This is a genomic window from Curtobacterium sp. ME12, assembly GCF_903970855.1.
In the GTDB taxonomy this organism is placed as follows: domain Bacteria; phylum Actinomycetota; class Actinomycetes; order Actinomycetales; family Microbacteriaceae; genus Curtobacterium; species Curtobacterium poinsettiae_A.
Window position 1 is genome coordinate 21,971 of sequence record NZ_CAJCKD010000039.1, and the last position, 10,779, is coordinate 32,749.

Sequence of the window (10,779 nt, forward strand, 5' to 3'; positions counted from 1 at the left end):
GGTCACTTGATCCCGGAGAAGCCGATGGAGTTGACGATCCGCTTGGCGAAGACGCCGAACAGCAGGATCATCGGGAGCGCCGCCACCAGGGTCGCGGCCATCAGCCCGGCCCAGTCGGTGCCGGACTGCGGGGTCTGCGACTTGAAGACGCCGAGCGCGACGGTCAGCACCCGCGAGCTGTCGGTGTACGAGACCATGAGCGGCCAGAAGTAGTCGTTCCAGCTCGTGATGTACGTCAGTACGGCGAGCGTGGCGATCGGTGCCGCCGCCATCGGGATGACGAGCCGGAAGAACACGCGGACCTTGCCGGCGCCGTCGATGAGCGCCGCCTCTTCGACCTCCTTCGAGATGCCGAGGAAGAACTGGCGCAGGAAGAACACCGCGAACGGGGTCATGAACATCGTCGGCAGGGCGATGCCGAGCAGGTTGTCGACGAGTCCGAGCTGCTTGATGAGCGTGAAGTTCGGCAGCAGCGTGAAGATCGCCGGGACCATCAGCCCGGCCAGGAACACCCCGAACACCCTGTCGCGACCGGGCCAGCGCAGCCGGGCGAAGGCGTAGGCGGCCGCCGCTGAGAAGAACACCTGGCCGACGGTGACGAGCGTCGACACCAGGATCGAGTTGAGCAGGTACCGCCAGAAGTTCAGCGCGGCGCCGGAGCCGCCCTGGGCCAACGCCTCTTCGGTGGACTGCAGGCCGAAGACCCGCTCGAACCCGCCCAGGCTGAACCCGACGGGCAGCAGCGAGGTGGGGTCGGAGTTGATCGCGGTGTTCGACGACAGCGCGGTGCGCAGGATCCAGTAGAACGGGAACAGGGTGACGACGATGACCAGGATCATCGCGACCCAGGCGAGCACCCGGCCGAGCGACGGGCGACGACGGTGGCCGGCGCCCATCCGGGGCGGGCGGGACGTGGTGACGGAACGGGTGAGTGTCGTGGTCATGGCGCTTCCGTTCAGTCCAGGTCCGACTCACCCGAGCGGGTGAGTCGGTACTGGATGATCGTGATGATGCTGAGGACGATGAGGAGCGCGACCGAGACCGCGGACGCGTAGCCGAACTGGAACCGGCCGAACGCCAGGTTGTAGATGTAGTTCTGCACGACGTTCGTGGCGTTCGCGGGGCCGCCCTGCGTGGTGACGGCGACGGTGTCGAACACCTGGAACGACCCGATCACCGTGATGATCAGCACCAGGGACAGGATCGGGCGGAGCAGCGGCACCGTGATGCGCCAGAACATCTTCCACTCGCTCGCACCGTCGATGCGTCCGGCCTCGTACACGGTCTCGGGCAGCGACTGCAGGCCGGCGAAGATGAGCAGTGCCGTGTAGCCGACGTGCCGCCAGACGTTGATGAGCGCGATCGAGGGGATGCCCCAGACGTCGCTCTGCAGGAACGGGATGCGGTCGAGCCCGAGTGCCGCGAGCATCTCGTTGCCGATGCCGAGCTGGGTGTCGAGGATCCAGAGCCAGACCAGGGCGGCGACGACGTTCGACACCAGGTACGGCGCGAGCACGATGCCGCGCACGAAGGTCGACTTGGTCAGGCGGTGCATCATCACGGCGATGAACAGCGCGACGACGGTCTGGATGACGATGTTGATGAGGACGTACTCGACGGTCACCACCATCGAGTGCCAGAAGATCGAGTCCTGCACCAGGCGGGCGTAGTTCTGCAGGCCGGTGAACTCGGGCTCGGTGAGCAGGTTGTACGACGTGAAGCTCAGGTAGATGCCCCGCACGGTCGGCCAGGCGAGGAACACCGCGAACCCGACGGCTGCCGGGGCGATGAAGACGAGCGCGAGCCACAGGTCGTTCCTGGGGCGGCGCCGTGGTGCGGTGGTGCGGGCACGGTCGAGGTCGGTGGACCGACTCCTCCGTCTCGTGCTGGCGGTCGTCAAGGGTGACGACACAGGGCTCTCGGTTGCCATCGCGACTCCTTCGTCTGCGGTGGACTGACGTGCAGCAGTCCGTGAGCCGGGAATCTACACGTGGGGACCACTGCAGGCAAGAGGCTCTTCCCGGGCTGTCGGCGGGGGTTGTCACGTGTAGACAGCGTGTGTCAGGATGGCGCTCGATCGCATCGGAGCGACCCGCTCGGCGACGCATCCCACACCCCTGGAAAGGTCACTGATGATCTCTGTCGGAATGGTCGGCGCGGGCCAGTTCGCCCCCCAGTTCGCCAAGCTGTTCAAGCTCCACCCCGACGTCGACCGGGTCTACGTCACGGACCTCGTCGGCGAGCGCGCGTCCGAACTCGTCGAGACCCAGCACCTCGACGGCACGTTCCCGGACTTCGACGCCGTCCTCGCCTCGGACGTGGACGCCGTCGCGATCTTCACGCAGCGCTGGACCCACGGTCCGCTCGTGGTCGAGGCCCTGCGCGCCGGCAAGCACGTGTACTCCGCCGTGCCGATGGCGATCTCCGTCGACGAGATCCGCGACATCATCCAGGCGGTCCGCGAGACCGGCCTGACCTACATGATGGGCGAGACGAGCTACTACAACCCCGCGACGGTGTTCGCCCGCAAGCAGGTCGCCACCGGCGCCTTCGGCCGGGTGTTCTACGCCGAGGGCGACTACGTGCACGACATGGACCTCGGCTTCTACGCCGCGTACCAGTACAGCGGCGGCGACGAGTGGAAGCGCACCGCCAGCTACCCGCCCATGCTCTACCCGACGCACTCGGTCGGTGGGGTCCTCGGCGCGATCCCCGGGTACGCGGTCAGCGTCAGCTGCGTCGGCGTCAAGGACGACCGCGGCGACGGCGTCTTCGACAAGGACGTCAGCCAGTTCGACAACGACTTCTCGAACGCCACCGCCCTGTTCGAGCTCGACAACGGCGGGATCATGCGCATCAACGAGATGCGTCGAGTCGGCTACCCGTCGCACATCCGTGAGTCGCGCTTCCGCTACTTCGGCACCGAGGCCAGCTTCGAGCAGCTCGCGAAGACCAGCGTCTGGCAGGACAAGGAGGACTCGTACGACATCAGCGACAAGATCGACACGCAGGCGACGATGTCCCTCGACGACCCTCGCCTGGCCGACGTCGACCCGTCCCTGCGCGACGCGTTCGTCTCCGGCTACGCCGAGGTGCACGACACCGACCGTCTGCCCGCCGAGTACGACGGTGTGCCGACCGGACACGAGGGCAGCCACCAGTTCCTCGCCGACGACTTCGTCCGCGCCGTCGTCGACCGCACCCTGCCGCCGGTGAACGCCTGGACCGCCGCGCGCTTCACCCTGCCGGGCATCATCGCCCACCAGTCCGCGCTGCAGGGCGGCGCCCGCCTCGAGGTGCCGGACTTCGGCGACGCCCCGGAGACGGCAGGCAGCACGTCGTCGGCTACGATCGCGTCCGAGTAACACGTGTCGTTCGGGTGCCGGTCCGTCGCGGGCCGGCACCCGAACGACGCTCCCGGACCCGACGAAGGTGGCTGCCGTGACCGTCCCGACGAACCCCAGGGCGGTCACCCGTGCGGACGTCGCCCGCTACGCCGGGGTCAGCACCTCCGTCGTCAGCTACGTCGTGCACGACGGCCCCCGCCCCGTCGCCGCCGCCACCGCCGCCCGGGTGCGCGAGGCCATCCGCGTCCTCGGCTACCGCCCGAACGCGAGCGCCCAGGCCCTGCGCACCGGCTCGTCGAAGATGCTCGGCCTGATCGTGCCCGAACTCGACAACCCGTTCTGGTCCGAGCTCGCCGTCGCGGTCACCCACGCGGCCGCTGCACGCGGCTACGACGTCCTGCTCGCCAACAGCGACGGCGACGCCGCCCAGGAACGCGAACGGCTCCGCAGCCTGTCCGCCCGCCAGGTCGACGGCATCATCGTGACGAGCATCATGACCCACCCGGACCTGTCGACCGTCACCGACCCCGGCCTGCCGATGGTCCTGCTCAACACGTTCTTCGAGGTCCCCGAGTACGCCAGCATCGGTGTCGACGCCCTGCGCGGCGCTCTCGACGGCACGCAGCACCTGGTCGAGCACGGCTACCGCTCGATCGGTCTCGTGATGGGGCACACCGGCTCGATGGAACTCCGCGAGCAGGGCTGGATGCGTGCCCTGCGCCAGGCTGGCCTGCCCGACGGTCCCATCGTCCGCACCGACTTCACCCGGCGCGGGGGCTACGAAGCCGGCCTCCGGATGTTCGCGGACGAGACCGGACCCCGAGCCGTCTTCGTCAGCTCCGACATGCAGGCGATCGGCGTGATGCGCGCACTCTGGGAACTCGGGCTCCGCGTCCCGGAGGACGTCGCGATCGTGTCGTTCGACGGCGCGGCCGAGGCCGACTACACCAACCCGCAGCTCACCACGGTCCGGCAGCCGATCGAGACGATGGCGGTCGCCGCGGTCGACCGCGTGCTCGGCCTCGACGCCGACAACCAGTGGCACCGCGACCTGGTCCCCGCCGAGTTGGTCCTCGGCGCGAGTTGCGGGTGCGACGTGCGTCGCTGACGCACCCACCGACGGCCTGGAGGCGCGGGGCGGGCCGCCACGGGCCTCCTGGCCGTCAGGTGGTCGCGTTCACTGGCATACTGCTCCGCACTCGCTTCCACCATGGCCTGCGTTCCGCCTCTTCGTAGGCGGCCAGCCATACGGCAGCGACCCTCGACTTCAGCTGCCGATGGATGGCGCTCAGAAAACAAACCACGAAGAGAATCACGGTCGCGGTGACGATCGCGACGTAGAACATGATGCTGAACTCGAAGGCGGTTTCGGAATCCGATGCCGCAATCGATGAGATGACCGATGCTGCCGTCGTCGCCAAGATTGCGAACACTGCCGTCCCTGCCCCAAGCAGCTGCAGGAACATGCCCGGACCGAGCTGAGACCGATCTCGCAATTCTCCGAGGACCTTCTGCCGCAGATCCGCGTCGTTCGCTGCCTGCAAGTACGCAACGACGTCGGCCTCGGTCGGTACGCGCCCGTTCGTCCGTTTCGGCATGAAGCGCTCCCAGCGTTCCTGCCCGGACTCGGTGTCGATTCGATCTCGTTCTCTCACATCGGTGACTATCGGCATCACACACAACCGCGTCACGAAGCTGGTGCGTCCTCCATGTCGGCGCGGAGGCGGACGGTCGGGATGCGCTGCTGCGCACCCACCGTCACGGCGGCGGCCTCGACCGCGTCGCCGGTCTCGGCGTCGACGAAGCGCAGGTCCGACGCCCGATCGGACGGGCGGTGCCGGTCGGCCCAGCCGCCGAGGGCGAGCAGCACGAGCGACAGGTCCCGGCCCGCCTCGGTCAGGACGTACTCCTCGCGGGCGCGGGCCCCCTCGGGCTTGTAGGTCGTGCGTTCGAGCACTCCCCCGTCGACGAGTGAGGCCAGCCGCGCGGTCAGGACCTCGCGCGGGACGCCGAGGCTCTGCTGGAACTGACTGAAGCGGGTCGAGCCACCGAGGGCGTCGCGGACGATCATGAGCGTCCACTTCTCTCCGAGGACGTCGAGGGAGCGTGCGATGGGGCAGCGCTCGTCGCCGCCGAGGATGCCGAGCATGTGGCCATCCTATTGGGTTCGATTTCCGGACACAACGTGCTAGGTTCGGTTTTCGTACTCAACATCTCGCATCCCCCGCACGACTGGAGCACCCCATGACCGACCTCACCAACGCCGTCGTCCTCGTCACCGGAGCGAACGGCGGCCTCGGCGCCGAGTTCGTCCGCCAGGCCCTGGAGCGTGGCGCCACCAAGGTCTACGCGACCGCTCGCAACCCGCGCGCTTGGGACGACGAGCGCATCGTCCCGCTCGCCCTCGACGTCACGAGCCAGGAGAGCGTCGACGCCGCAGCCCGTGCCGCAGCTGACGTGACCGTCGTGGTGAACAACGCCGGCATCGGCGGCATGGAGCCACTGCTCGAGACCTCGGTCGCCGAGGTGGAGCGCCTCTTCGCGACGAACGTCTTCGGGGCGCTCCGTGTCGCGAAGGCCTTCGCCCCGACGATCGCCGGCGGCGCACTGGTCGACGTCCACTCGGTGCTCAGTTGGATCGCGCTCGGTGGCGCCTACTCGGCGTCGAAGGCGGCCTTCTGGTCGATCACCAACTCCTTGCGCGTCGAGCTCGCACCGCAGGGCACCCAGGTCGTCGGCGCGCACCTCGGCTACACCGACACCGGGATGACGGAAGGACTGGACGTCGAGAAGTCCGACCCCGCGGACATCGTCCGGTCGATCTGGGACGCCGTCGAGGCCGGCGAGCACGAGGTCCTCGCCGACCAGGTCAGCCGTGACGTCCGTGCCGGCCTGAGCGCCCCGCTCGCCGCGCTCTACCCGACGCTCGCCGGCGCCTGAGGCCTGTTCCCGTTCGGGCGGTGACGGTCCTGGTTCGCGAACACCCCGGTTCGTGAACCAGGACCGTCAGCCGCCCGGTCAGGTCAACCGCCCGCGCCGCGGGCGGTGATCCGGCGGTTCGTGGCGGTGATGGACGTGCGCTCCGCCTCGGACAAGCCCCCGGCGCGCAGGATCCGACCCAGCACCTCGCTCTTCCGCTCGATGTAGTCGTCGATGTCCTCGGCCTCGGAAGCCGCCCGGCGCTTCACGGCGGCGTACTCGTCGCGGAGCGCCGGATCGGCACGCAACACGTCGCGGACGGCCAGGTGGTTCCGCAGCGCGAGCGATCCCACGGTGATCACGTAGGTGTTGGTCAGTGCGAAGCGCTCGGGCGCGCGGAACGCCTGCCGCCCCGGAACGCCCAGCTCGCCACGCGACTCGAAACCGATCATGGCCATCGCTGCCACCGCAGCGGGCACGTCAGCTGCATCGACCACGACGTCGACGTCGAGCACGGGCTTCGCCGCCAAGCCAGGCACGGAGGTGCTGCCCACGTGCTCGATGCTGCGGAACAGCACGGCGGCGTCGTCGAGCGCGGCGGCGTACGCATCGTGCAGCTGCCGGAACCGCTCGGGCCAGGACGTCTGGTACTCGACGACCTCGATCACGGGGCCGACGTCGGCGCGAGGAGCTGGAACATGACGTGGTCGCGCCAGACCCCGTCGATCTTGATGTACTCCGGCGCGAAGCCGTACCGGGTGAAGCCCGCCGACTCGAGCGCGCGCTGCGAGCCGACGTTCTCGGGCAGGGTCTCAGCCTGCACGCGGTGCAGCCGGAGCACGTCGAACGCGTGATCGGCCGCCGCGCGGACCGCACGGGACGCGTGGCCCTGTCGGGTGCGGTCGGCGCGGATCCAGTACCCCATCGCGCACGACTGCAGGGCGCCGCGGACGACGCCGCTCAGCGTGATGCGGCCGAGGAGCTCCCCGTCGGTCGACTCGATGACGAACGGCACCGCGTTGCCGGCCCGCTGCGCGGCGAGGGCCTGCGTGATGACGTCCCGCTGGCCGGACTCCGTGTAGTACGACGGCGCTCGGGCCGGTTCCCACGGTCGCAGGTGGTCAGCGTTCTCGGTGATGACCGCAGCCAGGACGGCCGCGTCGTCGAGGCGGAGTGGGCGCAACCGTGTGTCCATCGCGGAGGGTGTGGGATTCGAACCCGCCCCGCTGCCCGGCGGTTGCGCGGCGGACGCCTCAGATCGCTGGAACGACGGCAACGTAGGACACTCCTCGATCACAACGAAGTGGGTGAATCACGTGGTGGTGTGGGCAAAATGTGGGCAGTGGTGCGTGTCGACCCTGCGAGCTCTTAGATCGCGTTGAGCTCGTTGCCGAAGTTCGGATCCATGTGGAAGGTCATACGGGGACGCTACTTCGCGTCGGTGGCAACCGCCATCCTTAGCTTGCGGCTCGGAGGAGACGGGGCAAGTGGGCGCTCGGCCCCGCGCTCAGCCGGCCTGAGGCAACGTACGGTGCCCCGTGTACGATCTCGCAGAGCTGGACGTGGTCCTCGCGTGGGTGACGGTCCCCGACCGCTCTCTCGAGGTTGAGGCGCGCGTCCTCGCCCTCGATGACTGCCGGAACCCCCACTCGACCGAAACTGCCGGCTCGGTGTGAAGTGCGCCTGGCTGTGGCGTGACGCCGTGAGGACTAGTCCTGCTAGAGCGAAGGGCCGGGCATAAGCATCTGCGGCAGCATCGGCATCTGCATCGGTACGGACCGAGCCCAAGTTCGACCGATGTGATTCTCGATGATCTTCACCGCACCCGAGAGTGCGAACGTGTGGGTGTAGGCGTGATGTGTGGACAGCAACGCATCTTGCAATTTCGTGTCTTCCTCAAGGAAGTCGACAGTCAGACTAAGATCGCGAAGCTGGTCCCGGCCGATGCGGCGAGCATGGGCAATGTGCCGTCGATCGTCTGCGAAGAACTCCGCCGCCGCGGCGGCGAGAGCGTCACGATCGGTCTTGTCCTTGAACATGTATCTGGCGAGGTACTGCTCGACCAGCTCCTTGGATAGCCGTGAAGCGTCCTCGCAGAGCTCCAGCAGGCCCGGCGCGTACTGCTGCAGCGTTGGCACCCACGCGCTGAGTTTCGACGGATCTGAGGCACACTCTGCTTGAGCGCGCGCGAAGCCTCGAGTAATCGCTCCGGCTGGCATGGTCGAGCCGTTCATGTTGAGCTGAGGATCCACCGGCCCAAGCTGGGAGTGGCGGCCCATCACGATGCGGTCGGCGGCCAGCGCCCACATGGTCGCCGCAGACATCGCTGCGACGGGGACGAGGACCCGGACGTCCTCGAACTTCTCGCGCATGTAGGCCATCAGGCTGTCAGCGGCGGTCGGATCGCCGCCCGGGCTGTTGAGAACGAGGTCGAGGCCCTTGCTCGTATCGAGGTCGCGAAATACCTCCATCAGCCCCTGGACGTCATGAAGATTGATCGACGCGTCGTTACCTGCGCCCGGCTTCATCCAGTCGGTCTGGTACACGACTACGTTTCGGCCCGTGAGGTCCGCCAACTGGCTCAAGTACTTCCGGCGCATACCGTCAACGTCGACGTTGCCGTTCACGTCGGTCCACTCGGCCTGCATCTCGCCGAGCATGTCCCCCCAGGACGCCACGGTTAGCGGCGCGGAGCGTTCGTGGATGCCGAGGTCATCGCCTCGGGCTGGCGGCGGACGACCACTCCGGCTCGAGCCGCTGCTGCCTGGTAGATACGCATCGCGTCCATGACGCCAGGCGCGCTCACACCGCGGGAGACGAGTTGTTGCACGGAGGCCGAGGATGTCATGAAGGGAGTGTTACACAAACCCGCTGACCGTTGGCGCGAGTCGCCCTCGTTTTGGGGCAACCCACAAATATGAGCTCTGCTACGACCGCGACGACGAACAGGATCCCGGCAGCGACGTTCATCCCATCAGCATGCAGAATTATCGGCGGGTAGGTGGGTGTACGCAGGTACGGTCAGTCCATGACGGCCTACCAGCACATCGAGATCGGCTCGACGGTGGACGTGGACTGCACCGAGCCTGCACGCCTCCACCGCCGAAGCGAGACCCACTACCGAGCGCATCGCCTCGACCAGCACGGCGACTGGGCAACCGTTGCCAACATCGAGCGTATCGACGACGACGAGCACCCCTGGTGGGTGGCGCCGCCCTTCGCGGAAGGCCCTGACGGGGAGGGTTACTCCGGGTTCCGAGCGGCACTCTGGGCCGGGCTTGCACTCGACGTCCCGAAGGACCCGACCTACTTCGACTGATCGTGCACCACAGAGCCCCTCGAGCTCCCGAAGGAGCCGAGGGGGTCTGTGCGTAAGAACGGACTAGGAACTACGCCCGACGGAGCTGGTCGAGTTCAGCCTCGAGCTCCCCGACACGCTTGTGGTCGCCGTAGTCCCTTGCGACAGCGAGCCACGCTTCACGCTTTGCGACCTCGTCCGCAGCAGTGGCGCTGCCGTCCCGTAGGCGAGCGATGGTCTCGTCATCGAGCTGGTTTGGAATCTCGTCATCGGTCATGGCCCCAACGTATCGGGATACCCCTTGAGCACCCGAAGCCGCCCGAGGGCTCCGCTAACTAGCCTCACGTCAATGAGCCCGGGGCTGCTGGCGGTGACGTCCGACCTCGCGACATGCCGCAGGAAGTGACTTGACAAGAATCGCCAGCCGTTTCGGTATACTTGCGTCGACACCGCATGCCCGCCCGAGACGGCGGGCATGCCGCGTTAGCGGGTCACTCGCTCGTCGATACGATCACGTCGTCGTCTTCGTCCGGTAGGACAGAGTCCGAGATCAAGTCAAACAGCTCTTCGGCGAGCGCCTCTTCGCTCCCGTAAGTCTCACCGAGGCGATTCACGATGCCCATCAGGACGTAGTGCCAACCGGCGTCGTCCGCCCGGTTGTCCGACTCCGCCTCGATCAAAGCGGCGAGCAGCTGATACTTGGTCGCCATCAGTGTTTCGTGTCCTTCTTGCTCGATTCGTGGCCTCGAGGCGTGGTGTCACTGTCGCGCCACTTCCCGTCGCGCCCCTGAATGCGTACGTCACCGCCACCAGCGTTGTCGGCGATCTCCTTCGCACGAGCGATCGCCTCCGCCTGAGTTCGTGTGTGCGCTGACGCTCGGTCTGCGTCTTCCTTCTTCACGTCCCAGCCCCCTCGCTCCGAGTTCGGAGTGACGTAGCGGTCGTTGTCGTTGCCTGTAGGCATGTGAACCTCCTCGTTCCCAGCGGACGCTACCGAACGGCTTCGATTCCCGCTACCTTGAGCCGTCGCGAGCGCGGTCGTTCCCTTTCCTTCTCCTTCTCCTTCTCCTTCTCCTTCTCCTTCTCCTTCTCCTTCTCCTTCTCCTTCTCCTTCGACTCTTTCACGACGTCCTCGAACGCATCGCGGCGATCGGAACTGCGTCGTGTCGGCAAAGAGTGTCTGCGCCCGTGCCGTCCCCCGCTGCTCACGGGCCC

The 10,779-nt window shown here is 67.4% G+C and carries 17 protein-coding genes; 5 read left to right on the top strand and 12 right to left on the bottom strand.

The window, feature by feature from the left end; translation table 11 throughout:
* Positions 1-2: 2 nt before the first annotated feature.
* Positions 3-944, bottom strand: coding sequence for a carbohydrate ABC transporter permease (locus H7A73_RS15500; protein WP_182066778.1), 942 nt, complete (start codon positions 942-944; stop codon positions 3-5).
* A gap of 11 nt (positions 945-955) precedes the next feature.
* Positions 956-1,930, bottom strand: coding sequence for a carbohydrate ABC transporter permease (locus tag H7A73_RS15505; RefSeq protein WP_182066779.1), 975 nt, complete (start codon positions 1,928-1,930; stop codon positions 956-958).
* Positions 1,931-2,132: 202 nt separating this feature from the next.
* On the opposite strand from H7A73_RS15505, the gene H7A73_RS15510 reads away from it, so the two are divergent.
* Positions 2,133-3,365, top strand: a complete 1,233-nt coding sequence (locus H7A73_RS15510; protein WP_411469318.1) for a Gfo/Idh/MocA family protein — start codon at positions 2,133-2,135, stop codon at positions 3,363-3,365.
* Positions 3,366-3,441: 76 nt separating this feature from the next.
* Positions 3,442-4,455, top strand: a complete 1,014-nt coding sequence (locus tag H7A73_RS15515; protein ID WP_232536521.1) for a LacI family DNA-binding transcriptional regulator — start codon at positions 3,442-3,444, stop codon at positions 4,453-4,455.
* A gap of 55 nt (positions 4,456-4,510) precedes the next feature.
* Here H7A73_RS15515 and H7A73_RS15520 read toward each other — a convergent pair whose 3' ends face one another.
* Both H7A73_RS15520 and H7A73_RS15525 read right to left on the bottom strand, forming a co-directional pair.
* The gene (locus tag H7A73_RS15520) at positions 4,511-5,020 is read right to left on the bottom strand and encodes a hypothetical protein (protein ID WP_182066780.1); all 510 of its coding nucleotides are present in this window, start codon (positions 5,018-5,020) and stop codon (positions 4,511-4,513) included.
* Between the two features lie 14 nt (positions 5,021-5,034).
* Positions 5,035-5,496, bottom strand: a complete 462-nt coding sequence (locus tag H7A73_RS15525) for a winged helix-turn-helix transcriptional regulator (protein ID WP_182066781.1) — start codon at positions 5,494-5,496, stop codon at positions 5,035-5,037.
* A 95-nt stretch (positions 5,497-5,591) separates the two neighbouring features.
* Between H7A73_RS15525 and H7A73_RS15530 the strand changes: the two genes are divergently transcribed.
* Positions 5,592-6,287 (top strand): SDR family oxidoreductase, encoded by a 696-nt coding sequence (locus H7A73_RS15530; protein ID WP_182066782.1) that lies wholly within the window; start codon positions 5,592-5,594, stop codon positions 6,285-6,287.
* Positions 6,288-6,370: 83 nt separating this feature from the next.
* On the opposite strand, the gene H7A73_RS15535 is transcribed toward H7A73_RS15530, so the two are convergent.
* Positions 6,371-6,934: a GrpB family protein gene (locus H7A73_RS15535; RefSeq protein WP_182066783.1), complete on the bottom strand. Its 564-nt coding sequence runs from the start codon at positions 6,932-6,934 to the stop codon at positions 6,371-6,373.
* Positions 6,931-7,461 (bottom strand): GNAT family N-acetyltransferase, encoded by a 531-nt coding sequence (locus H7A73_RS15540; RefSeq protein WP_182066784.1) that lies wholly within the window; start codon positions 7,459-7,461, stop codon positions 6,931-6,933. Before H7A73_RS15540 ends, H7A73_RS15535 begins: the two co-directional genes overlap by 4 nt.
* A gap of 343 nt (positions 7,462-7,804) precedes the next feature.
* Here H7A73_RS15540 and H7A73_RS15545 point away from each other — a divergent pair, with 343 nt between their 5' ends.
* Positions 7,805-7,942, top strand: coding sequence for a hypothetical protein (locus H7A73_RS15545; RefSeq protein WP_182066785.1), 138 nt, complete (start codon positions 7,805-7,807; stop codon positions 7,940-7,942).
* 42 nt (positions 7,943-7,984) lie between these two features.
* On the opposite strand, the gene H7A73_RS15550 is transcribed toward H7A73_RS15545, so the two are convergent.
* Both H7A73_RS15550 and H7A73_RS15555 read right to left on the bottom strand, forming a co-directional pair.
* Positions 7,985-8,926: an SDH family Clp fold serine proteinase gene (locus H7A73_RS15550; protein ID WP_182066786.1), complete on the bottom strand. Its 942-nt coding sequence runs from the start codon at positions 8,924-8,926 to the stop codon at positions 7,985-7,987.
* Positions 8,927-8,946: 20 nt separating this feature from the next.
* On the bottom strand, positions 8,947-9,114 hold the full coding sequence (locus tag H7A73_RS15555) for a hypothetical protein (protein WP_182066787.1): 168 nt from the start codon (positions 9,112-9,114) through the stop codon (positions 8,947-8,949).
* 180 nt (positions 9,115-9,294) lie between these two features.
* Here H7A73_RS15555 and H7A73_RS15560 point away from each other — a divergent pair, with 180 nt between their 5' ends.
* Positions 9,295-9,585, top strand: a complete 291-nt coding sequence (locus H7A73_RS15560) for a hypothetical protein (RefSeq protein ID WP_182066788.1) — start codon at positions 9,295-9,297, stop codon at positions 9,583-9,585.
* A 70-nt stretch (positions 9,586-9,655) separates the two neighbouring features.
* Here H7A73_RS15560 and H7A73_RS15565 read toward each other — a convergent pair whose 3' ends face one another.
* The 4 genes from H7A73_RS15565 to H7A73_RS17970 form a co-directional block, all read right to left on the bottom strand.
* Positions 9,656-9,841 (bottom strand): hypothetical protein, encoded by a 186-nt coding sequence (locus tag H7A73_RS15565; protein WP_182066789.1) that lies wholly within the window; start codon positions 9,839-9,841, stop codon positions 9,656-9,658.
* Positions 9,842-10,055: 214 nt separating this feature from the next.
* A complete protein-coding gene (locus H7A73_RS15570) occupies positions 10,056-10,274 on the bottom strand; it encodes a hypothetical protein (protein WP_182066790.1) in 219 nt (72 codons plus the stop codon).
* Positions 10,274-10,528: a DUF2188 domain-containing protein gene (locus H7A73_RS15575; RefSeq protein ID WP_182066791.1), complete on the bottom strand. Its 255-nt coding sequence runs from the start codon at positions 10,526-10,528 to the stop codon at positions 10,274-10,276. Before H7A73_RS15575 ends, H7A73_RS15570 begins: the two co-directional genes overlap by 1 nt.
* Before the next feature lie 26 nt (positions 10,529-10,554).
* Positions 10,555-10,779: hypothetical protein (locus H7A73_RS17970; RefSeq protein WP_220456631.1), on the bottom strand; the 225-nt coding region annotated here is incomplete at its 5' end.